Genomic DNA, 22,275 nt, shown 5'->3' with positions numbered 1-22,275 from the left:
TAAAAAGTGCCTAGACGTTGGTCTTCACCAGAGGTAGAAGCTCATCCATTTTCTTCTCAACCGCCAACTGCCCGGCAGCAATTGCTGCACTGGCGCGGTGGAAATCCAGCGTGGATATTTGCGGACAAAACGGCTGAATCAGGATATCAGGCGGGTCGCCAGCCATACGGTTACGTTTCAGACGGTTTTCCAGAACCTGAATAGAGGTCGTCATGATCTCCATCGCCGTCGGCGCGGTCACTGTCCGCCTCGCCGTAATGTTGCTCAGACGCTCTTTCAGACGGCCATGCCATGAGAGTTCGTCAGCGCCATCACCTGATTCAGCATCGCTACTGACGTTGAAGGAGAGTAAATCTTGCTGCATCAGGTGCGCATCGTGTTGCAGATCGACCGCAATAACGATATCGGCGCCCAGCGCACGCGTCAGGGAAACGGGCACGGGATTCACCACCGCGCCATCGACCAACCAGTAGCCATTATGCGCTACGGGGGACATCAGACCAGGAATACTGCAGGATGCCCGGACAGCCAGGTGCAAATCACCTTCGGTGAACCAGAGTTCCCGGCCCGTACTTAAATTGGTTGCAACAGTTGCAAAGCGGCGTGTGCATTGTTCAATCGATTCTACCGGCATGACATTACGGTACTGGTTGAACACCCGTTCTCCGCGCAATAGTCCTCCCCTGCGCCACGAGAGATCCATCAGGCGTAAGACGTCCCAATAACTAAATGAACAAACCCACTGTTCGAGTGCAGGCAATTTATTGCAGGCGTAGGCCGCGCCAACCAGCGAACCAATGGAGCACCCTGCCACGATATCTACATCAATCCCCATATGCTTAAGGGCTTTAATTACGCCAATATGCGACCAGCCGCGCGCAGCGCCGGAACCTAGCGCCAGCCCAATTTTAATTTTTCTCATTGTACGTACAAACTTCCCCTGGCTTGCAGACGTAGCAACATCGCTACCGCTCAGTTAACATAGTGCCACCGTGGCGTTTTTACGCCGTTTTTTTATTCCAGGGAGTACTTTGTGTCTCAGCTTTGTCCCTGTGGTAGCGCTGTCGAGTATAGCCTATGTTGCTACCGTTATGTGTCCAGCGCGCAAGTAGCACCTACGCCGTCACACCTCATGCGTTCTCGTTACTGCGCTTTTGTGATGAAAGACGCAGATTACCTTATCAAGACCTGGCATGCGGACTGCCATGCCGCTGCGTTTCGTGACGACATTATTGCAGGATTTACGCATACCGAATGGCTGGGACTGACCGTTTTTGAGCAACAGACGGTAGATTCAGAAAATATCGGCTACGTCAGTTTTGTCGCGCGGTTTTCTGAACAGGGAAAAACTGGCGCCATTATTGAACGCTCTCGTTTTTTAAAAGAAAACGGTCAGTGGTACTATATAGACGGTACACGCCCTCAAATTGGACGAAACGACACCTGCCCTTGTGGCTCGGGTAAAAAATTTAAGAAGTGCTGCGGCTAATCAACGCCCGACAGTATCAATTTTGCAAACATTCTCAACAGGATCACCGCTGCAAATGCATTCATTACAACGAAAAGTGCTGCGTACTATTTGTCCGGATCAAAAAGGTCTGATCGCGCGCATTACAAATATCTGTTACAAGCATGAACTGAATATCGTGCAGAACAATGAGTTCGTGGACCACCGTACCGGACGCTTTTTTATGCGTACCGAACTGGAGGGCATTTTTAACGATGTCACGCTGCTTGCCGATCTTGATAGCGCCTTACCCGAAGGCTCTATTCGCGAATTAACGCCAGCAGGACGCCGCCGTATCGTCATTTTGGTCACCAAGGAAGCGCATTGCCTGGGCGATCTGTTAATGAAAGCAAATTATGGCGGACTGGATGTTGAAATCGCTGCGGTGATCGGCAACCACGAGACGCTGCGTCCTTTGGTTGAGCGCTTTGATATTCCGTTTGAGCTGGTTAGCCACGAGGGTTTAACCCGCGATGAACATGACCAGAAAATGGCTGATGCTATCGATGCGCACCAACCGGACTATGTCGTGCTGGCAAAATACATGCGTGTTCTGACACCGACCTTTGTTTCCCGCTTCCCGAATAAGATCATCAATATTCACCATTCATTCCTGCCGGCGTTTATTGGCGCTCGCCCATACCACCAGGCTTACGAGCGCGGGGTGAAGATCATCGGCGCGACGGCCCACTATGTGAATGATAATCTCGATGAAGGCCCAATCATTATGCAGGACGTGATTCACGTTGATCACACCTACACCGCAGAAGACATGATGCGTGCCGGCCGTGACGTTGAAAAAAATGTATTAAGCCGCGCGCTGTATCAGGTTCTGGCTCAACGTGTATTTGTTTACGGTAACCGAACGATTATTCTGTAATCGATTGATAATATAATTGGTTACCTTTACATCTTTACGCGTAAAAATCAGGCAACCAGTTCTTTTTTATCAACGGAATACTTTACAGGGGCGCATCATCTGATATGATGCGCCCCGCTCCCAAAGGAAGCAGGCCAGTAATTAGCATTACCCCGTGGTGGGGTTCCCGAGCGGCCAAAGGGAGCAGACTGTAAATCTGCCGTCATCGACTTCGAAGGTTCGAATCCTTCCCCCACCACCATCATTTCCCTGTCGCACTTCAGCAAAATCAAACCTTACTGCACTATATTCTGCCCTCAATACGTGCCCGCAATATGCCTGATGCTCGCGCTTATCAGGCCAATAGAGAGCTGACGCCTGCGTAGGCCGGATAAGGCGGTTACGCCGCCATCCGGCAAACAGGCATAAAAAAACCCCGCCGGAGCAGGGTCTTATCTTACACAGATAACCGCTTAATGACGCGCACGAACGATCTGGTATTTACGGGTCAGATACTCGACCGGAACGCTCCAGATGTGCACCAGACGCGAGAACGGGAACAGCAGGAACAGCGTCATACCCAACACCAGGTGCATACGGAAGATAAACGCCACGCCATCCAGATATTCAGATGCGCCGCCGTGGAAGGTCACCACGGTTTGCGCCCAGTTCACCAGTTTCATCATCTCGCTACCGTCCATATGCTGAGCGGAGAACGGAATGGTCAGCAGGCCAAGGGCACACTGGATAACCAGAATGGACAGCACCAGAATATCCGCACCGGTAGTGGTGGCCCGAACGCGTGGGCTGAACAGACGACGTTTCAGCAGCAGCACGCCGCCGACCAGACACATCACGCCTGAGGCGCCGCCCGCGAACATGGCCATCTTTTGTTTCACTTCAAGCGGTAGCCACGCCTCATACATCCAGTGCGGCGTCAACATGCCCAGAAAGTGCCCGGCAAAAATTCCGAGGATCCCGATATGGAACAGGTTTGACGCCAGGTTCATCCCTTTGCGATCCAGCATCTGACTGGACGCCGCGCGCCAGGTATATTGCCCATAGTCATAACGCAGCCAGCTGCCGATCAGAAAGACAGAACCCGCGATGTACGGATAGATGTCAAAGAAGAACGTATTCAGGAAGTGCATTATCGCTGTCCTCCGGTGGTGATATTCAGATACTGCGGCGCAACGGCCCCGGCAAAACGACGCTGGTGAGCGGAGATTTCCGACTCGCCGCACCCCTGATCGGCGAAGAATTTCACCTGCTCTTCTTCCCAGACCGCATCCAGTGCCTGCGGGGTGTCATCACGCGCTTCATCCGCAATTTTTTCAGCCACTTTGTCGCTGTCGATAACGGTATTCGCCAGTTTTAACAGCAGGTCGAACAGCACCGCATAACGGCTTTCACGCTGTTGCAAACGAGCGCTGAGCAAAGCCAGAATCGGCGCAATATCCTGTAAACCACCTAACGCTTCGCTTTTCGGCAACTGCGCAAGGTATTCCAGATACAGCGGCAGATGATCGGGAAGTTCGCGGCTGTCGAGCTGCAAACCGTGCTGCTCATACTGTGCCATCAGGTCAACCATCGCCTGACCACGATCGCGGGATTCACCGTGTACATGTTCAAACAGCAGCAGCGATGTGGCACGGCCACGGTCAAACAGTTCGCTATAAGCGGCCTGTACATCCAGCATGTCCTGCGCGGTTAAATCGCGCAGGAAAACGCCCAGGGTCTGGGCATCCTCTTTCTCCAGGTTCTCAGATGACGCGAGTGCATCGAAAAGTTCCTGCTGATGCTGCCATAAGGCAGCATCCGGATACTCGAGCAGACGCGAAACAATGACGAGTTCAATCATTGGTGCGGCTCCGTTTTGCTGGTCACATCAACAGCGTCGATGCGGCGGCTGTTGAACAGATTGAATTTGGTATCAGAACCGTGGCAACCATCGCCGAAGGTAAAGCCACAACCGCTTTTCTCCGGGAATGCGTCACGCGCCAGTTCACGATGGCTGCTTGGCACCACGAAACGATCTTCGTAATTAGCAATCGCCAGGTAACGATACATTTCCTGCGCCTGTGCTTCGCTTAAGCCCACCTCTTCCAGCGCACGGGTATCAACTTTACCGTCAACAGTTTCCGCACGTTTATAGTGACGCATTGCCAGCATACGTTTCAGCGCCAACAGTACCGGCTGGGTGTCGCCAGCGGTCAACAGGTTCGCCAGGTACTGAACCGGGATACGCAGACTGTCTACATCCGGCAGAATACCGTTGCTGCCAAGCTCGCCCGCGTCGGCGGCAGACTGAATCGGTGACAAAGGCGGCACATACCAAACCATCGGTAGCGTGCGGTATTCCGGATGCAGCGGCAGCGCCAGCTTCCAGTCCATCGCCATTTTGTAAACCGGAGATTGTTGTGCAGCATCGATGACGCTCAGTGGAATACCATCTTTTAGCGCCTGTTCAATGACAGCCGGATCGTTCGGATCGAGGAACACGTCCAGTTGGCGCTGGTACAGATCTTTTTCGTGCTCGGTGCTGGCCGCGCTTTCGATCGCATCGGCATCATACAGCAGTACGCCGAGATAACGGATACGACCCACACAGGTTTCGGAGCAAACGGTCGGTTGACCCGCTTCGATACGCGGGTAGCAGAAGATGCACTTCTCGGACTTCCCGCTCTTCCAGTTGAAGTAAATCTTCTTGTACGGGCAGCCGGTGATGCACATACGCCAGCCGCGGCACTTGTCCTGGTCGATCAGCACGATGCCATCTTCTTCACGCTTGTAGATAGCACCGCTTGGGCAGGTCGCCACACACGCCGGGTTAAGGCAATGCTCACACAGGCGCGGCAGGTACATCATGAAGGTGTTTTCGAACTGGCCGTACATCGCCTTCTGCATGTTTTCGAAGTTCTGGTCTTTGGCGCGTTTTTCGAATTCGCCGCCCAGAATTTCTTCCCAGTTCGGACCGCTGGTAATTTTGTCCATCCGCTGCCCGGTAATCAGCGAGCGCGGACGGGCAATCGGCTGCGCTTTGCTGCCCTCCGGCGCGGTGTGCAGATTCTGATAGTCGAAATCAAACGGCTCGTAGTAGTCATCCATGCCCGGTAGATGCGGGTTAGCAAAGATTTTACCCAGCAGCAGCGCACGGTTACCCATGCGCGGTTGCAGCTTACCGTTGATTTTACGGATCCAGCCGCCCTTCCATTTTTCCTGATTTTCCCAGTCATTCGGGAAACCGACGCCAGGCTTGCTTTCCACGTTATTGAACCAGGCGTATTCCATACCTTCACGGCTGGTCCAGACGTTTTTACAGGTCACTGAACAGGTGTGGCAGCCGATGCACTTATCGAGATTCAGCACCATGCCGACTTGTGAACGAATTTTCATTTTACGCTCTCCTGTACCTGGTCATTGCCTTCGCCATCCAACCAGTTAATGTTCTTCATCTTACGTACAACCACGAACTCATCACGGTTTGAACCGACGGTACCGTAGTAGTTAAAGCCGTAGGCCAGCTGCGCATAGCCGCCGATCATATGGGTCGGTTTCGGCGTAATACGGGTCACCGAGTTGTGGATCCCGCCGCGCTGCTGGGTAATTTCTGAACCCGGCAGGTTAACGATACGTTCCTGCGCGTGGTACATCATGGTCATCCCGGCCGGTACACGCTGGCTGACAACTGCACGCGCCGTCAGCGCACCGTTGCTGTTGAAGACTTCGATCCAGTCGTTATCTTCGATTCCCAGGTCTTTCGCATCGACTTCGCTCATCCACACAATCGGACCACCACGTGACAGCGTCAGCATCAGCAAGTTGTCGCTGTAGGTGGAGTGGATACCCCATTTCTGGTGCGGCGTCAGGAAGTTGAGCGCTTTTTCCGGATTACCGTTAGACTTCTCGCCGATCACCGCTTTCACTGAACGGGTATCGATTGGCGGACGGTAAACCAGCAGGCTTTCACCGAAATCACGCATCCACTGGTGATCCTGATACAACTGCTGGCGACCAGACAGCGTACGCCATGGGATCAGCTCATGAACGTTGGTATAACCGGCGTTATAAGACACATGTTCATCTTCCAGGCCTGACCAGGTCGGGCTGGAGATAATTTTGCGCGGCTGCGCCTGTATATCGCGGAAACGAATTTTTTCGTCTTCTTTATTCAGCGCCAGATGCGTATGGTTACGACCGGTAAATTCACTCAGCGCTGCCCAGGCTTTAACGGCTACCTGACCGTTAGTTTCCGGTGCCAGGGTGAGGATCATCTCGGCGGCATCAATGGCGGTATTAAGCCAGGGCTGGCCTTTCGCCGGGCCTTCAGCCTTGGTGTAGTTGAGCTTACGCAGCAGATCCATTTCGCTCTGGGTATTCCAGGCAATCCCTTTCCCGCCGTTACCGATTTTTTCCATCAGCGGGCCGATGGAGGTAAAGCGTTCATAGGTTGCCGGATAATCACGCTCTACGGTCATGATGTGCGGCGCGGTAACGCCAGGAATCAGGTCACACTCACCTTTTTTCCAGTCCTTCACGTCCAGCGGCTGCGCCAGCTCGGCGGCGGAGTCGTGCTGAATCGGCAGCGTAACAACGTCGGTTTCTTTACCGAGGTGGCCCACGCACACTTCAGAGAATTTCTTCGCGATGGCTTTATAGATTTCCCAGTCGCTCTTCGATTCCCAGGCCGGGTCAACGGCAGCAGACAACGGATGAATAAACGGATGCATATCCGAGGTATTCATATCGTCTTTTTCATACCAGGTTGCGGTCGGCAGCACGATGTCGGAATACAGACAGGTACTCGACAGACGGAAGTCCAGCGTCACCACCAGATCCAGCTTGCCGTCCAGTCCGTTGTCCTGCCATTCCACTTCTTCTGGCTTCACGCCGCTCTGCTGGCCGAGATCTTTCCCCTGAATACCGTGTTCAGTACCCAGCAGGTACTTGAGCATGTACTCGTGGCCCTTACCAGAAGACCCGAGCAGGTTGGAACGCCAGATAAACAGGTTACGCGGATGGTTTTTGCCGTTTTCCGGTTGTTCCGCCGCAAAGCGAAGAGAACCGTCTTTCAGAGATTTCACGGTGTAGTCCACCGGCGTCATGCCGGCTTTCTGCGCTTCTTCAGCGATACGCAACGGGTTAGTCCCTAACTGCGGTGCAGACGGTAACCACCCCATACGTTCAGCGCGAACGTTAAAGTCAATCAAATGACCGCTGTAACGGGATTTGTCTGCCATCGGGGACAGCAATTCCTGTGCGGTAACCGTCTCATAGCGCCATTGGCTGGAGTGGTTATAGAAGTAAGAGGTACTGTTCATATGACGAGGCGGACGCTGCCAGTCCAGCGCAAACGCCAGCGGCTGCCAGCCGGTTTGCGGGCGCAGTTTTTCCTGCCCGACATAGTGGGCCCAACCGCCACCGCTCTGGCCGATACAGCCGCAGAACACCAGCATATTGATCAGGCCGCGATAGTTCATATCGAGGTGGTACCAGTGGTTCAGACCCGCACCGACGATAATCATCGAACGGCCGTGCGTTTTATCGGCGTTATCCGCAAATTCGCGGGCGATGCGCACGATTTGAGCGCGCGATACACCGGTAATTTTTTCTGCCCATGCCGGCGTATACGCTTTCAGGTCATCGTAGCTGGTTGCACAGTTTTCATCGTTCAGACCACGTTCCAGACCGTAGTTGGCCATGGTCAGATCGTAAACGGTCGTCACCAGCGCGGTAGAACCGTCGGCAAGTTGCAGACGTTTAACCGGCAATTTGTGCAGCAGAATGTTTTCCAGTTCAACTTTATTGAAATGTTCGGTACCTTCGCCGCCAAAGTATGGGAAGCCGACTTCAGCAATGTCATCCTGGCTACCGAGCAGACTGAGTTGCAGTTCGGTTTCATTACCCGACGTGCCGTCGCGCTGTTCGAGGTTCCATTTGCCTTTTTCACCCCAACGGAAACCAATTGAACCATTTGGCGCAACCATTTCACCGTTGCTATTGATAGCGACGGTTTTCCATTCCGGGTTATTTTCCTGGCCCAGAGAGTCAACCAGATCCGCTGCTCGCAGCATACGACCGGCAGCATAATAACCGTCGCGCTCTTCGAGCATCACCAGCATTGGCATGTCAGTATAACGACGAACGTAGTCAGTGAAGTACTGGCTCGGATTATCGAGGTGGAACTCGCGCAGCATGACATGGCCCATCGCCATTGCCATCGCCGCATCGGTCCCTTGCTTTGGCGCCAGCCACAGGTCGCACAGTTTGGCGATTTCCGCGTAGTCCGGGGTAATCGCTACCGTTTTGGTGCCTTTATAGCGAACTTCAGTAAAGAAGTGCGCATCCGGAGTACGGGTCTGCGGTACGTTAGAACCCCATGCAAGAATGTAGCTGGAGTTATACCAGTCAGCGGATTCAGGGACGTCGGTCTGTTCGCCCCAGGTCTGCGGAGAAGCCGGTGGCAGGTCGCAGTACCAGTCATAGAAGCTCAGGCAGGTACCGCCTATCAGCGACATATAGCGTGCGCCGGACGCGTAAGAAACCATCGACATCGCCGGGATCGGCGAGAAGCCTGCGACGCGGTCAGGACCATAGGTTTTGATGGTGTACACGTTAGAAGCGGCAATCAGTTCATTGACTTCCTGCCAGGAAGAGCGAACGAAGCCACCACGACCACGCGCTTGTTTGAAGCTTTTTGCTTTGTCGGCATCTTCGATGATGGATGCCCAGGCATCTACCGGATCGCTGTGCAGTTTTTTGGCTTCACGCCACATCTTCATCAGACGTTTGCGCATCAATGGGTATTTCAGACGGTTAGCGCTGTAGAGATACCAGGAATAGCTCGCACCACGCGGGCAGCCGCGAGGCTCGTGGTTTGGCATATCTGGACGCGTGCGTGGGTAGTCAGTTTGCTGGGTTTCCCAGGTCACCAGACCATTTTTCACATAGATTTTCCAGCTGCATGAACCGGTGCAGTTTACACCGTGGGTTGAACGCACGACTTTGTCATGCTGCCAACGCTGGCGATATCCGTCCTCCCAGTCCCTGTTGGTATTGAGAAGCTGGCCGTGCCCATCGGCAAAGGTTTCGCCCTTCTGCTTGAAGTAGCGAAACCGGTCCAGGAATTTACTCATCGGTTTTCTCCTGTAGGAGCCTGACGGCTCTCTGATAAATCGACATTGCTTGATTGAGAGCGAAGGTAACGCTCTGAAAGGGCGTGAGAATTGATAACGATCAAGGCAGGCAGGGATGAAAAATGAGGGTCAATTTTCACATACCCCCTAAGTGGGATATCAAAAAATCAATTAACATCATGAATTTAAATAACTTTTTCAAATTCACTTATCATACAAATGTTAAATTCTTTATAAGTGGGTATTAAGGGGTATCCCCCCTGCTTAGCATATTGCGAGCACAGTTCTCACAGGCTGTTATCATGTCTCAATACAAAAGTATGTTGTAACTAATTACAGGCAAAAAAAAGCGCGGTCTAACGCCGCGCAATGGATAATCAACTGCTACCACTTTTTTACTTTTTAGAATGACGTCCGTACACCGCCCAGGTGATAACCACGCAGGCGACATAGAAGATCACAAAGACTTTCATCGCATCAACAGGTGATCCCGTTAACGCCAGGGAAGTACCAAATGCTTTGGGGATAAAGAAGCCGCCAATCGCGCCAATGGCTGAGATAAAACCGAGCGCCGCCGCAGTGTCGGTTGCCGCTTCACGCATCGCCTTCTCTTCTGACCCGCCTTCCGCTTTCACTCTGTCCATCGTCAGCTTGCGGAAGATAACGGAGATCATCTGGAAGGTTGAACCACTGCCCAGACCGGCCGTCAGGAACAACGCCAGGAACACCGCGAAGAAAGCGGTAAAGTTGCCCCCTACGCCATTGGTTGGCAGCGTCAGGAACAGCAAGGCACTAAAGAGAGCCATCAGCACAAAATTCACCAGCGTCACGCGAGTTCCGCCCAGACGGTCAGAAATTGCACCGCCAGCGGAACGCGCCAGCGCGCCAATCAGCGGGCCAAAGAAGGCGTAATGCAGGATCTGTACCTCAGGAAACTGCGTTTTTGACAGCATCGCGAAACCGGCTGAGAAGCCGATAAATGAACCGAAGGTTGCCAGATAAAGCAGGCTCATGATCCACAGGTGCCCGCGTTTAAGCACCGGCAATTGCGCTTTCAGTGACGCTTTTGAGGTTGCCAGTTCGTTCATACCAAACCATGCAGCCAGCGTCAGCACAGCCAGGAACGGAACCCAAATCCATGCGGCGTTCGCCAGATACAACTGCGTACCATCCGGTTGTTCAACCCCATGGCTACCAAATGCAGCAAAGATTGACAGTGAGACCACCAGCGGAGCAACCAACTGCATTACGCTGACACCCATATTGCCCAGACCACCGTTCAGACCCAGCGCACCGCCCTGCTTTTGTTTTGGAAAGAAGAAGCTGATATTCGCCATGCTTGATGCAAAGTTCGCACCGGCAAAACCGCACAGCAAGGAGATAATAATAAAGGTACTAAATGGCGTGGTGGTATCCTGCACCGCAAAACCTAACCATACGCATGGGATGATCAGGATGCCGGTGCTGAATGCTGTCCAGCGACGTCCACCAAACAGGGGAACCATAAAGGAGTACGGCACACGCAGCAGCGCGCCGGAAACCGACGGCAACGCCGTCAACATGAACAATTGCTCCGTGGTGAAATTAAAGCCAACTTTCGGTAAGTTCACCGCCACGGCGCTAAATAACATCCACACGCAAAACGCCAGCAGTAAGCAAGGGACGGAAATCCACAGGTTACGGCTGGCGATTCGTTGACCACGCTGTTGCCAGAAGACAGGATCTTCCGGCCGCCATTCTGTAATTACAGCTCCAGATGCCCTTTCCGGGGCAGATGAGTGACTCATAGACACCTCTGATACTTGTTTCGATGCCTGCAACCTTAGGGTTTACAGCTGGAGGTAAGTTGATATAAATCAAAGGAAAAGGTGTCATTATTCATGCCTAAAATTTGTCATCACCCTAAATGAGTACATTACTTCGGTAAAAAAGATGTGGTTTTTCACGCTTCTGTCGTCTTCTACTCCCCCTGACCCATGACCTCCCCCTCAGCTGGCAATTAAGAGGTAGCCCGTTTGAGGTATGGGTATACTCCAGTGTATCGCCGAGAATAACGCCACTGCCTGCAGCAGAACCGTTATTCAAAAGGGTTTCTGTTCTACGAAGACCCGAAGGAACAAGTCACCATGTTTAAACGTTGTCTCTCCCCGCTTACGCTGGTCAACCAGGTGGCGCTGATTGTTTTATTGTCTACTGCCATCGGCGTGGCAGGTATGGCTGTCTCCGGTTGGCTGGTTCAGGGCGTTCAGGGTAGCGCCCATGCAATTAACAAAGCCGGCTCGCTGCGTATGCAGAGTTATCGTCTGCTGGCGGCGGTTCCACTGGAAGCCGACGATCAACCGCTACTGGATGAAATGGAGAAAACGGCGTTTAGTCCAGAGTTAACGCGGGCCGCACAGCGCGATGGACAACAGGCGCAGTTAAAAGCATTACAGGATTACTGGCACACTGAGCTGGCGCCAGGGCTTGCCCACGCGCAAACGCCTGATGCGGTGGCGCAAGATGTAACGCGCTTTGTCGTTGGGCTGGATAAGCTGGTTACCGCCTTCGACCATACCACCGAATTGCGGATTGAACGCGTCGTCCTGTTACATCGCCTGATGGCGGCATTTATGGCCTTACTGCTGGTCTTCACTATTATCTGGCTACGCGTACGCCTGCTGGAGCCGTGGAAACAGCTATTGGCGATGGCGCGAGCCGTCAGCCAACGTGATTTTACCCAACGTGCGCATATCAGCGGGCGTAATGAGATGGCGGCTCTGGGCTCGGCGCTGAATAATATGTCGGAAGAGCTGGCTGAAAGTTATGCGGTACTGGAACAGCGGGTACAGGAGAAAACGGCCGGGCTGGAGCATAAAAATCAGATCCTCTCTTTTCTGTGGCAAGCCAACCGCCGCCTGCATTCTCAGGTGCCATTGTGCGAACGCCTCTCTCCGGTGCTGAACGGCCTGCAAAATTTGACCCTGCTGCATGATATTGAGCTGCGGGTTTATGATCTGGAAGATGAAGATAATCATCAGGAATTTACCTGTCAGTCCAATGTCAGTTGCGATGAGAAAGGATGTCATCTGTGCCCACGCGGTACGCTGCCCACGATAGACGGTGGTATCACGCTGAAATGGCGGCTGACCGACGCGCATACCCAGTATGGTATCCTGCTCGCTACGTTGCCGAACGGACGCCATCTCAGCCACGATCAGCAACAACTGGTCGATACCCTGGTTGAACAACTGACCTCGACGCTGGCGCTCGACAGACATCAGGAACGCCAGCAGCAGTTGATCGTGATGGAAGAGCGTGCCACCATTGCGCGCGAACTCCATGATTCTATTGCACAATCGCTTTCATGTATGAAGATGCAGGTTAGCTGTTTGCAGATGCAGGGCGATGCGCTGCCCGAAAATAGCCGCGAACTGCTTAGCCAGATTCGTAATGAACTGAACGCCTCGTGGGCGCAACTGCGTGAGCTGTTAACGACCTTCCGTTTACAGCTCACCGAACCCGGATTGCGACCCGCGCTGGAAGCCAGCTGTCAGGAATACAGCGCCCGCTTTGGTTTTGCGGTTAAGCTGGATTATCAGCTGCCGCCGCGCCTGGTCCCTTCGCATCAGGCGATTCACTTATTACAAATTGCTCGTGAAGCCCTGAGCAACGCCCTGAAGCACTCCCATGCCGATGAAGTCGTCGTGACGGTGGTGCAAAATGGTAAGCAGATCAAACTCACAGTACAAGATAACGGCTGTGGCGTACCGGAAAACGCCGAACGCAGTAACCACTACGGCATGATAATAATGCGCGACCGTGCGCAGAGCTTGCGCGGCGATTGCCGAGTACGCCGTCGTGAGACAGGCGGTACTGAAGTTACTGTCACTTTTATTCCCGAAACAAACTTCACAGAAGTCCAAGGAGATACCCATGAGTAATCTGGAACCGGCAACCATCCTGTTGATCGACGATCATCCGATGCTGCGAACCGGTGTAAAACAGCTTGTCAGCATGGCGCAGGATATCACCGTTGTCGGTGAAGCCAGCAATGGCGAACAGGGTATCGAGCTGGCTGAATCTCTTGATCCCGATCTGATCCTGCTTGATCTCAACATGCCCGGCATGAACGGTCTGGAAACCCTCGACAAGCTGCGTGAAAAGTCCCTGTCTGGCCGCATCGTGGTATTTAGCGTATCCAATCATGAAGAAGATGTCGTTACCGCACTGAAACGCGGTGCGGACGGTTACCTGCTGAAAGATATGGAGCCGGAAGATTTACTGAAAGCATTACAGCAGGCAGCCGCTGGTGAAATGGTGCTGAGTGAAGCCTTAACGCCGGTTCTGGCCGCCAGCCTGCGCGCCAACCGCGCAACGTCTGACCGTGATGTCACCCAGTTGACGCCGCGCGAGCGCGATATTCTCAAGCTTATTGCCCAGGGCCTGCCTAACAAGATGATTGCCCGCCGCCTGGACATCACCGAAAGCACGGTTAAAGTTCATGTGAAGCATATGCTGAAGAAAATGAAGCTCAAATCACGCGTAGAAGCGGCGGTTTGGGTGCATCAGGAACGCATTTTCTGATAACGCAGTCGTGCATCATGGTTAACGAGGATCATTTGCCGAAACGCTGATAAACGGTTCGGTCAGTGATAGCGTGATCTCATTGGAAGAGACACGCTGGCCCAGTTCATCTTCTACCACTACCGACAGCCGCCAGCGATTTGTCGCCCCTTCTCTACTGTCCCACTTCGGCATAATAATCGTCCAGCCCTGTGCGCTTCGGGTACTGCTGCCAGCGGTTAAGCTCAGCGCCTGAGTATCGCCCTGCCATGCAAGATGGCGAATCCCATGCAGGCTGCGCACTTGTACCTTCAGCGCCACCGTTTCTCCAGGCTTGAGATCCCAGGGCGGCGTAGCCAAAAATACCGACAGGGTTTTACGCTGGCGATACTCAATCGTCGGCAAACTATTCCGCTGCGGATCGTCATAACGACTGCCGCGCAGCGAGCGGCTGTTTGCCACTTCGCTAACCATCAGCTGTTTTTTTAACGGGACACCGAAACGATAATTCAGCGTTAATCCGACGTTATTCTGACTGATGCCATTTTCACCTTGCTTATGCTGGGCAGTCATCGTAATCAGCGGCACCGGCGTATAACTCAGCCCGAGGTTCACCGCCACCGGATTATGATACCCGGTTCCTGAATGAAACAGATCCACCCGGTCGCCAAAATACTGTTCAACGCTGACGCTGGTATTGAGATGTTGATAGAACGGCATCCGCATTTGCGCGGTCAGGTCGTAGCCGCGGGCCATCCGTTGTTCCTGCGTGGTGGAACGCTCCTGCCATGAGGAAAACGGTTGATAGTAGTTAGCGGATAAACGTAAATACTCGCCCCACGCTTCTGCACCTAAGCCACCCCGGGGCAGATTTTCATCCAACAGATTGTCATAAAACGTGTTGTAACCCAGTAGCCAGCCGTCGTGTACCCAGCGCTGCCCAATTCCCGCATTACTGACTAAGCCCTCATCCTGTTGCGTTAAGCCTAACTGGCTCCAGGTAAGATAGCGTTGATTGTCCTGCCACGGAATAAACCAACTTCCCCGACTGCCGGTAAAGCTGCCCTCTTTATCAACCTGCAACCCGACGCTGGCGTTTCCCCAGGGAGAGAGCCAGGATTCCAGTTGTTGATTCACCTGTTCGCTAACCGTGTCACGTACCTGACCAAACGCGAACTGCTTCGCCTGTTCGCCGGTATCAAGGCCGTTATCGGTCATACTGGCTTCACCAAATGCTTTCACCATTTCGGCAAAATGCTTTTCGCCTGCTCGCGATTCCGGCGCCATACCGAGATCAGGCAAGCCATCGCTATTGTTATCGAATGGGTTTTCAGCCTGGTGAACAAAAGAGGATTGTGCGTTGGCATTACCCCCTGCCAATGGCAAGAGTGCAAATACGGCGAAAGGAAAATAAATAATACGGCTCAAATCGTTAGTTATTTCTTAAATCAATCAGGCACACTTAACCTAAACCATAACGTCTTCAGCAATTAATTGCAGCCTTTATCCCTGTTTTCGGGATTTTCTGACCCGAATAATAAGGGGCCCTCACATGCTTTCTTTTCGATATCTGGTACAGGGAGTACCATACACACCAGGAATTATCCCTCCCATCCGACAACAGGAGTCAAAATGCAAAAGATAGTGATCGTCGCGAACGGTGCGGCCTATGGAAGCGAATCGTTATTTAACAGTCTGCGTCTGGCCATCGCCTTGCGTGAACAAGAAGCCAGTCTCGATCTGCGTCTGTTTTTAATGTCGGATGCGGTTACGGCGGGATTACGCGGTCAGAAACCGGCGGAAGGATACAATATCCAGCAAATGCTGGAGATCCTGACAGCGCAAAACGTTCCGGTAAAACTGTGCAAAACCTGCACTGATGGCCGTGGGATCACCGACCTGCCTTTAATTGATGGTGTAGCCGTGGGCACGCTGCCAGAACTGGCGCAATGGACGCTGGCTGCAGATAAAGTATTGACCTTCTGACAGCGCTTGCAGGCACGCGCACTGAAAGTGCCGGAAATTTCCGGATTTTATCTTAGATGGGCGCGGTTTCGTTGAACGTTAGCACGCCCTTTCAACCGTCTTGAGGAATTTTGTCACTTTTGTTTAATCGTTATGCCATTTTTTGATCAAAATCAGCATCCTGTTGCTCCCCCTTTGGTGTTATGCAATGAGTGAAATGTGAACAACATCACGCAGCACTTTCGACAGAAAGTACGTTGTTTTCAAGAACGGGGTGAAAAATGGCATTAGTGAAAGCGAGTTTAAAGTTATTTGGTGGCGATACGGTGGTAGTGCGCTGTTCCGAGCGCTGCCACATCCACCTGATGAGCGAGAAAAATCACGTCAAAGACACGCAGTCCGACATCTTAAGCGTGCAGGATCGTGATAACGCATGGTTGACCGTACCTTATACCGGCGTCTGGAACGTGCTGATCGACAGCCACAGTCAGTCGCTTGAGCATTCGATTAGTTTTATTGCAGCGTAATCGTGAAATGCCCGATAAGCACCTGGCTGTCGGGCACACTACACTCCACCGACGCTATGCAAAACCTGGTCGTATAATCCCTTCCGGCAGGTTCTCTCCCAACAACCGTTTGACCGTAATCACCAGATCGTTAAGACAATCATCCTGCATTCCCAGTTTCACCAGTTCTTGTTCCAGCGAGAACAGATATTGGGCATTGGTGCCTAAAGGTCCACTGGCCGCAGCGATAAGCGGCGCAATCACCTGCGCGCGTGTATCCGACTCAAACAGTGGATGGCGCGGATCCATAATAAAGACCAGCGCGTTTACCGTCCGTCCGTCATCCAGCGCCAACTGACACCAGGTCGGCAGGTAGCAACCGGTGATCATTTCACGCTTCCACAGCAGAGAAAGTTCTTGTTCCAGCGACGCGTCCGGTAAGCGATAAGCCACACCTGTAGTGCGTCCCCCCTCTTTCAGAGCCAGCATCCGTCCCGGCTGACAGGCCGTTCCACGCCCCGCCGTCAGACGCAGGCAAAATGCACGGTGCCAACCGACCAATGTCCCGGTACAGGACTCTTCAAATTCTAAGGCCGGGTTCCACATCAACGATCCATAACCGAAGATCCACACCGGTCCATCATCTGGTCGACAAGCAAGCGTGGCGGCCAGTGAGGCTGCCCGTTGTTCCGCTGACCAGAGTAGTGATTCTTCAATAGCGCCAAATGCCGTCTTACAGTCGGCATTCAATAAAAAATCACGCGTTAACACCTTACACCTCCGCCACTGCTGCTTCCCTGCGACAACTTTTTTGACGCCTTCCAGGCCTTTTTACTGCTCATTTTGAAACCAATAGCTGGACAATAGGCAATTCACCGCTCGCTTGCAAGCCAGCAGCGACGCGGCGTAGCACGATTCGCTAACGGCTGATTCGGGCTAATTGATAAAGGCATTATAATTGATACTGTTACGTCTTTTTATGCCATTTATCATCATCACCTTTTTGATAATCATTTTTCACCGCGGCCCACGCCACCTTGTGCGCCGTCTCTTCTCGGGTAGCATCATCGCGACGGTCAGATTTATCTTTGTACTGTTCCCAGGCGCTGTTGAAGGCTTCTTTATAGATGTCCTGAGCATGGGATGGCAGAACATGCTGTACGCTGTCAGGCAGATCGCTTTTCGATTTATAGGGCATTGTGAACTCCTCTTTTTGGGCTAAACCTTAAGTGTGGTTAACAATGCTGCGATGCGCCAATAATGAACATTTTTAAAATATTTCCTCATCTAACCTTCTGTTAATTAAATACTCTATAAACAAGAAGTTTGTTTTTGACCACTTAGAGGAGAAAAATAAGCGATGCGGTAAAATTTCGTAAAATGTCACCTACAAAACCGCTTTTTCTGTTATTTTTTACATTCTTTAATACTTTTATAATTATAAATACCTGCAGAGATGGAGAATTAGCTTAATGACACAAGTACATGAGGCGGTAAAAACCCGCCACAAGGAGACCTCTCTCGTCTTCCCGATTTTGGCGCTGGTAGTACTGTTCTTATGGGGGAGCAGTCAGTCACTACCAGTGGTCATCGGCATTAATGCGCTTGCCCTTATTGGTATATTAAGTAGCGCATTCAGCGTTGTCCGTCATGCGGACGTATTAGCACATCGACTTGGCGAACCCTACGGCTCGCTGATCCTCAGTCTGTCCGTTGTTATTCTTGAAGTCAGTTTAATTTCCGCATTAATGGCGACCGGCGATGCCGCGCCTACGCTAATGCGCGACACGCTGTATTCGATCATTATGATCGTCACCGGCGGTTTAGTCGGTTTTTCATTACTGCTGGGCGGCCGTAAATTTGCCACTCAGTATATGAACCTGTTTGGTATTAAGCAGTATTTAATCGCCCTGTTTCCGCTGGCCATTATTGTGCTGGTGTTTCCAATGGCGTTACCGGGAGCCAATTTTACTACCGCCCAGGCGCTACTGGTGGCTCTCATTTCTGCGGCAATGTACGGCGTTTTTTTGCTGATTCAAACAAAAACGCACCAAAGCCTGTTCATTTACGAGCATGAAGATGAGGGTGACGACGACGACCCGCATCACGGTAAGCCGTCGGCGCACAGCAATATATGGCACGCTGCCTGGCTCATCATTCACCTGATCGCCGTTATCGCCGTCACCAAGATGAACGCCAGTCCGCTGGAAACCTTGCTGACTGAACTCAATGCCCCCGTGGCATTTACCGGTTTCCTGGTGGCGCTGTTGATCCTCTCGCCTGAAGGGCTGGGGGCGCTGAAAGCGGTTCTGAACAATCAGGTACAGCGGGCAATGAATTTGTTCTTCGGTTCAGTATTAGCCACTATTTCACTCACCGTACCGGTAGTGACGCTGATCGCCTGGGCAACAGGCAATGATTTGGTGTTTGCTTTGGGCGCGCCAGAGATGATTGTCATGGTCTCGTCGCTGGTACTGTGCCATATCTCTTTCTCCACCGGACGTACCAATGTACTTAACGGTGCGGCGCATCTGGCGCTATTTATCGCCTATCTGATGACGATATTTGCCTGATTATCATTTTAGTGGAACCTACGGCCCTGTTTCAGGGCCGTTTTCTTTTACCGCGTTTATTGTTCCGGATAAACCTGTTGGCCATCGACAAACGTTAATAACGATTCCGTTTGATGCAGTTTGTCTGGCGGAATAGCCATAATATCCTGATTCAGCACTGCAAAATCGGCGAGCTTACCTGCTTGCAAACTTCCTCTTTGCTGCTCAGCAAAAGCCAGCCAGGCGGCATTTCGGGTATACATTTTTAACGCATCTTCCCGGCTTAACTGGCGCGAGTCATGGCGTATCGAGCCGTCGAGTGCTTTACCTATGACATGATACTCAATGGCATGCCACACTCCCGCAACGCCAATCCGCGTCGCATCTGTACCGCCGGCAACGATTACCCCCTGCTCTAACGCGGGTTGAACTGGCGATGAGAGTGCCGCCACCGTTTTATCATTTGCGCGTTCAATGGCGGGAGATTCAAAATATGGCCCCATCTGGACAGAATAGGCCAAGCCGAGTTTCTTCATGCGGGCAATTGTTTCTGGCGTACCGGTATTGAGATGCGCAATAGACCAGCGTAACGGAGCAATGTCATACGATTTAGCCACCTCGCTAATGAGATCTAAAATCGCATCTGCACTGTCATCGGTATAGGCATGTATTTCTACGGCAACCCCTTCCTGGGCGGCAAGCTGGAGCACCTTAAATTGTTCTTGTTGGGATTGTGCAGAAGACTTAAATCCAGATGACATCCGTACGCCGTCATTCATTGCCATCACCAGGCTTTCACCGAAGCCCAGAAAGGCTATTCTGCCGTCATCGTGTATTGCCGGGCGAAATGCCAGACGTTGTTTAAACCATTCCGTTTCATTACCAGGCGGTGCGGATAAACGATATCCAACGCGTATCCTGAGAGGTTGCTGCTGCTGAAGTTTAAAGAAATCACGATAAGCTTGCTCATGCCCGGCAGAAGGATCGATAAACCCGACCACGCCGCGTTTATTTAAATAACGAACAAAGGCGTTAAGGTTCTTTTCAACATCGGAAGTCTGGCTAATCTGGGCGAAAAGCTGGTTAAAACTGCCAATGGTCCCGCGCAATTTCCCCGTTGCCAGCCCTTTGTCATCGCGTTCTATCACGATCTCTGCCGGAACATCCGGCTGTGGACTATTAAGTTTTAGGATCTCGATAGCTTTTTGATTTAACAGGGCATAGTCATAAAGACTTTGTATATACGCAGGATGATGAGGCACCGCCTGATTCAGTTCCTGAACCGTCGGATCCCGTTTTTCAGCAAATTGTTCAGGTATCCATGAGCCAGCCACCGCCACCCATTGCGCAGTATTTTTCTGTGCCGCAGATTGCGACAATTTATTTAACGCATCGGGTAAATTTTTAGTATCAAACCAGTAGGTTTCAAATAAAAACGTCCTGCCACCCCGAATGCCATGCAGATGCGCATCAATTAATCCCGGAATAACGGTTTGCCCCGTAAGATTGATTTCCTTCGTGTTCGGTCCGGACCATTTTTTCACCGTTTCATTATTACCCACCGCAATAATATGCCGCCCTTTTACCGCCAGCGCCTGCGCGTTGGGTTGTTGTTCATCCATGGTAATCAGCTTGCCGTTATACAAAATAACATCGGCCTTGTCCTGAGAATGCGCCAGAAATGAAGTTCCGATCAGAATTGCGGCCAACGTTGCGTTGCGAATAGCCGGAGGGGGAGTATTAAAGCAAAGTCCGAGTTTACCCATCATATTTATCTACCTTTTCACGTGATGAAAATCAGGAAAGCTGATGCAGCACCGCCAGGCTGGCGATGTGTGCGCTGGATAGCAAACGTTCGAGCGTATGCCCGCAACGGGCTTTTCCCGACAGACCGAGCATAGTGGTACTGACATAATCGGTCAGGCTGTCAGCCACTTCGGGATGGCGCGCGGCGATAAAGTCATGAATTTTATATTCAGCAACCGAGTAGAAAGTCCTTGCCACCTGCCGTGCCTGCGGATCGTTGCTATGCGTGCCCTCCAGAACCAAACAACCAGGCGCATGCGGATCCGCGGCGTAGCGTCGCGCCGCCTCTTCAAGCAATGCAGCAAGGCACTCGGCAACCGGCCTATCAGAACGCAAAATGTCATCAAACGGGATCGCATCGGTTTGTACATAGCGACCAAGCACGCGTTCATAAAGACCGATTTTGTTCCCAAAAGCGGCATAGAAACTCGGGGGCTTGATGTTCAGGGCCTGCGTAACATCCGCTACGCTCACAGCGTCGTATCCATGCGCGTGAAATAAGGGCTGTACTTTGGCAACAGCCAGTTCCGGATCAAAATTACGTGGTCGCCCTGGGGCGCGCGAACATTTTGTAGTGCTCATTACAAATCCATTGACAGAAAACCATGCGCCCATTATATATCGATCACTACATAATTGTTCAAGGAGTATCTCATGTCCCCATTTAACGGCAAGTCAGTTCTGGTTCTTGGCGGCAGTCGTGGGATTGGCGCGGCTATTGTGCGCCGTTTCGCCGCAGATGGCGCAGCGGTGACCTTTACCTATTCAGGCTCAGCAGACGCAGCAAAAGCGCTTGCGGATGAAACAGGGGCCCACACGGCGCAAACCGATAGCGCCGATCGCGATGCCGTCATTAGCCGGGTACGGGAAAGCGGCCCGCTGGATGTGTTAGTGGTGAATGCAGGAATTGTACTGTTCGGCGACGCACTGGAGCAGGATCCCGATGACGCTGAGCGCCTGTTCCGCATTAATATACATGCCCCCTGGTACGCGGCAGTCGAGGCGGCACGACAAATGCCTGATGGCGGACGGATTATCATTATTGGTTCAGTAAACGGCGATCGTATGCCAATTGCCGGTATGGCTTCCTACGCGTTAAGTAAGTCTGCTCTGCAAGGCCTGGCACGAGGGCTGGCGCGTGATTTCGGCGCGCGCGGTATTACGGTCAACGTGGTGCAACCGGGTCCCATTGATACTGACGCTAATCCAGCAGAAGGTCCATTGAAAGAGCTGATGCACAGCTTTATGGCGCTAAAACGACACGGTCGACCAGAAGAAGTGGCCGGAATGGTTGCCTGGTTGGCAGGTCCGGAGGCCGGGTTTGTGACGGGAGCTATGCATACCATTGATGGGGCGTTTGGCGCCTGACAGTAATAACAGGCCGGAGACAAATGCCCCG

19 protein-coding genes and 1 tRNA gene are annotated in these 22,275 nt (G+C 52.3%); 9 read left to right on the top strand and 11 right to left on the bottom strand.

Annotated features, from left to right (window positions below):
* Window positions 1-10: 10 nt before the first annotated feature.
* A complete protein-coding gene (gene rssA / locus FHD02_RS06100) occupies window positions 11-922 on the bottom strand; it encodes a patatin-like phospholipase RssA (RefSeq protein WP_061381231.1) in 912 nt (303 codons plus the stop codon).
* A gap of 111 nt (window positions 923-1,033) precedes the next feature.
* On the opposite strand from rssA, the gene FHD02_RS06095 reads away from it, so the two are divergent.
* The 3 genes from FHD02_RS06095 (at window position 1,034) to FHD02_RS06085 (ending at window position 2,628) form a co-directional block, all read left to right on the top strand.
* Window positions 1,034-1,489, top strand: a complete 456-nt coding sequence (locus tag FHD02_RS06095) for a YchJ family protein (protein WP_137370618.1) — start codon at window positions 1,034-1,036, stop codon at window positions 1,487-1,489.
* 55 nt (window positions 1,490-1,544) lie between these two features.
* Window positions 1,545-2,387: a formyltetrahydrofolate deformylase gene (gene purU, locus FHD02_RS06090; protein WP_003020737.1), complete on the top strand. Its 843-nt coding sequence runs from the start codon at window positions 1,545-1,547 to the stop codon at window positions 2,385-2,387.
* A gap of 156 nt (window positions 2,388-2,543) precedes the next feature.
* Window positions 2,544-2,628: transfer RNA gene (locus FHD02_RS06085), tRNA-Tyr, on the top strand.
* Between the two features lie 211 nt (window positions 2,629-2,839).
* Here FHD02_RS06085 and narI read toward each other — a convergent pair.
* The 5 genes from narI to FHD02_RS06060 form a co-directional block, all read right to left on the bottom strand.
* Complete coding sequence (gene narI / locus FHD02_RS06080) at window positions 2,840-3,517, bottom strand: respiratory nitrate reductase subunit gamma (RefSeq protein WP_038641116.1); 678 nt, start codon at window positions 3,515-3,517, stop codon at window positions 2,840-2,842.
* Complete coding sequence (narJ, locus tag FHD02_RS06075; RefSeq protein WP_137370617.1) at window positions 3,517-4,227, bottom strand: nitrate reductase molybdenum cofactor assembly chaperone; 711 nt, start codon at window positions 4,225-4,227, stop codon at window positions 3,517-3,519. Before narJ ends, narI begins: the two co-directional genes overlap by 1 nt.
* On the bottom strand, window positions 4,224-5,762 hold the full coding sequence (gene narH / locus FHD02_RS06070) for a nitrate reductase subunit beta (protein WP_061381228.1): 1,539 nt from the start codon (window positions 5,760-5,762) through the stop codon (window positions 4,224-4,226). The genes narJ and narH overlap by 4 nt, the downstream gene beginning before the upstream one ends.
* A complete protein-coding gene (locus tag FHD02_RS06065; protein ID WP_220393692.1) occupies window positions 5,759-9,502 on the bottom strand; it encodes a nitrate reductase subunit alpha in 3,744 nt (1,247 codons plus the stop codon). Before FHD02_RS06065 ends, narH begins: the two co-directional genes overlap by 4 nt.
* 395 nt (window positions 9,503-9,897) lie before the next feature.
* Window positions 9,898-11,289: a NarK family nitrate/nitrite MFS transporter gene (locus FHD02_RS06060; RefSeq protein WP_042307965.1), complete on the bottom strand. Its 1,392-nt coding sequence runs from the start codon at window positions 11,287-11,289 to the stop codon at window positions 9,898-9,900.
* A 339-nt stretch (window positions 11,290-11,628) separates the two neighbouring features.
* Between FHD02_RS06060 and narX the strand changes: the two genes are divergently transcribed.
* Both narX and narL read left to right on the top strand, forming a co-directional pair.
* The gene (narX, locus tag FHD02_RS06055) at window positions 11,629-13,425 is read left to right on the top strand and encodes a nitrate/nitrite two-component system sensor histidine kinase NarX (RefSeq protein ID WP_137370615.1); all 1,797 of its coding nucleotides are present in this window, start codon (window positions 11,629-11,631) and stop codon (window positions 13,423-13,425) included.
* The gene (gene narL, locus FHD02_RS06050) at window positions 13,418-14,068 is read left to right on the top strand and encodes a two-component system response regulator NarL (protein WP_038641125.1); all 651 of its coding nucleotides are present in this window, start codon (window positions 13,418-13,420) and stop codon (window positions 14,066-14,068) included. The genes narX and narL overlap by 8 nt, the downstream gene beginning before the upstream one ends.
* A 21-nt stretch (window positions 14,069-14,089) precedes the next feature.
* Here the strand turns inward: narL and FHD02_RS06045 are convergent, their stop codons facing one another.
* The gene (locus tag FHD02_RS06045; RefSeq protein ID WP_220393691.1) at window positions 14,090-15,475 is read right to left on the bottom strand and encodes a YchO/YchP family invasin; all 1,386 of its coding nucleotides are present in this window, start codon (window positions 15,473-15,475) and stop codon (window positions 14,090-14,092) included.
* A 204-nt stretch (window positions 15,476-15,679) separates the two neighbouring features.
* On the opposite strand from FHD02_RS06045, the gene FHD02_RS06040 reads away from it, so the two are divergent.
* Window positions 15,680-16,033: a DsrE/DsrF/TusD sulfur relay family protein gene (locus FHD02_RS06040; protein ID WP_220393690.1), complete on the top strand. Its 354-nt coding sequence runs from the start codon at window positions 15,680-15,682 to the stop codon at window positions 16,031-16,033.
* A gap of 260 nt (window positions 16,034-16,293) precedes the next feature.
* Window positions 16,294-16,539 carry a DUF1883 domain-containing protein gene (locus FHD02_RS06035; protein WP_038641131.1) on the top strand — a complete coding sequence of 82 codons (246 nt, stop codon included), beginning with the start codon at window positions 16,294-16,296 and terminating at the stop codon, window positions 16,537-16,539.
* Window positions 16,540-16,593: 54 nt separating this feature from the next.
* On the opposite strand, the gene FHD02_RS06030 is transcribed toward FHD02_RS06035, so the two are convergent.
* A complete protein-coding gene (locus FHD02_RS06030) occupies window positions 16,594-17,289 on the bottom strand; it encodes a gamma-glutamylcyclotransferase (protein WP_038641133.1) in 696 nt (231 codons plus the stop codon).
* Between the two features lie 196 nt (window positions 17,290-17,485).
* The gene (gene chaB / locus FHD02_RS06025; RefSeq protein ID WP_038641135.1) at window positions 17,486-17,716 is read right to left on the bottom strand and encodes a putative cation transport regulator ChaB; all 231 of its coding nucleotides are present in this window, start codon (window positions 17,714-17,716) and stop codon (window positions 17,486-17,488) included.
* Between the two features lie 274 nt (window positions 17,717-17,990).
* Between chaB and chaA the strand changes: the two genes are divergently transcribed.
* The gene (gene chaA, locus FHD02_RS06020; protein WP_042307955.1) at window positions 17,991-19,091 is read left to right on the top strand and encodes a sodium-potassium/proton antiporter ChaA; all 1,101 of its coding nucleotides are present in this window, start codon (window positions 17,991-17,993) and stop codon (window positions 19,089-19,091) included.
* Between the two features lie 56 nt (window positions 19,092-19,147).
* Here the strand turns inward: chaA and FHD02_RS06015 are convergent, their stop codons facing one another.
* Window positions 19,148-20,839, bottom strand: a complete 1,692-nt coding sequence (locus tag FHD02_RS06015) for an amidohydrolase (protein WP_220393689.1) — start codon at window positions 20,837-20,839, stop codon at window positions 19,148-19,150.
* A 28-nt stretch (window positions 20,840-20,867) separates the two neighbouring features.
* Entirely contained in the window at window positions 20,868-21,458 is a 591-nt protein-coding gene (locus tag FHD02_RS06010; RefSeq protein ID WP_137365415.1) for a TetR/AcrR family transcriptional regulator, read from the bottom strand.
* A 72-nt stretch (window positions 21,459-21,530) separates the two neighbouring features.
* Between FHD02_RS06010 and bdcA the strand changes: the two genes are divergently transcribed.
* Window positions 21,531-22,244 (top strand): SDR family oxidoreductase, encoded by a 714-nt coding sequence (gene bdcA / locus FHD02_RS06005; protein ID WP_220393688.1) that lies wholly within the window; start codon window positions 21,531-21,533, stop codon window positions 22,242-22,244.
* The last annotated feature ends 31 nt before the right edge of the window (window positions 22,245-22,275 follow it).

Origin of the sequence: Citrobacter sp. EC_71 (assembly GCF_019584005.1) — a bacterium.
Classification (GTDB): Bacteria; Pseudomonadota; Gammaproteobacteria; order Enterobacterales; family Enterobacteriaceae; genus Citrobacter; species Citrobacter werkmanii.
The sequence above is the reverse complement of the archived record's forward strand: the minus strand, read 5'-3'. Positions and strand labels throughout refer to the sequence as shown.

Coding starts and splice junctions, on each gene's coding strand:
- rssA (WP_061381231.1), bottom strand. CDS start 922: ATGAGAAAAATTAAAATTGGGCTGGCGCTAGGTTCCGGCGCTGCGCGC.
- purU (WP_003020737.1), top strand. CDS start 1,545: ATGCATTCATTACAACGAAAAGTGCTGCGTACTATTTGTCCGGATCAA.
- narI (WP_038641116.1), bottom strand. CDS start 3,517: ATGCACTTCCTGAATACGTTCTTCTTTGACATCTATCCGTACATCGCG.
- narJ (WP_137370617.1), bottom strand. CDS start 4,227: ATGATTGAACTCGTCATTGTTTCGCGTCTGCTCGAGTATCCGGATGCT.
- narH (WP_061381228.1), bottom strand. CDS start 5,762: ATGAAAATTCGTTCACAAGTCGGCATGGTGCTGAATCTCGATAAGTGC.
- FHD02_RS06065 (WP_220393692.1), bottom strand. CDS start 9,502: ATGAGTAAATTCCTGGACCGGTTTCGCTACTTCAAGCAGAAGGGCGAA.
- FHD02_RS06060 (WP_042307965.1), bottom strand. CDS start 11,289: ATGAGTCACTCATCTGCCCCGGAAAGGGCATCTGGAGCTGTAATTACA.
- narX (WP_137370615.1), top strand. CDS start 11,629: ATGTTTAAACGTTGTCTCTCCCCGCTTACGCTGGTCAACCAGGTGGCG.
- narL (WP_038641125.1), top strand. CDS start 13,418: ATGAGTAATCTGGAACCGGCAACCATCCTGTTGATCGACGATCATCCG.
- FHD02_RS06040 (WP_220393690.1), top strand. CDS start 15,680: ATGCAAAAGATAGTGATCGTCGCGAACGGTGCGGCCTATGGAAGCGAA.
- FHD02_RS06035 (WP_038641131.1), top strand. CDS start 16,294: ATGGCATTAGTGAAAGCGAGTTTAAAGTTATTTGGTGGCGATACGGTG.
- chaB (WP_038641135.1), bottom strand. CDS start 17,716: ATGCCCTATAAATCGAAAAGCGATCTGCCTGACAGCGTACAGCATGTT.
- chaA (WP_042307955.1), top strand. CDS start 17,991: ATGACACAAGTACATGAGGCGGTAAAAACCCGCCACAAGGAGACCTCT.
- FHD02_RS06015 (WP_220393689.1), bottom strand. CDS start 20,839: ATGATGGGTAAACTCGGACTTTGCTTTAATACTCCCCCTCCGGCTATT.
- FHD02_RS06010 (WP_137365415.1), bottom strand. CDS start 21,458: ATGAGCACTACAAAATGTTCGCGCGCCCCAGGGCGACCACGTAATTTT.
- bdcA (WP_220393688.1), top strand. CDS start 21,531: ATGTCCCCATTTAACGGCAAGTCAGTTCTGGTTCTTGGCGGCAGTCGT.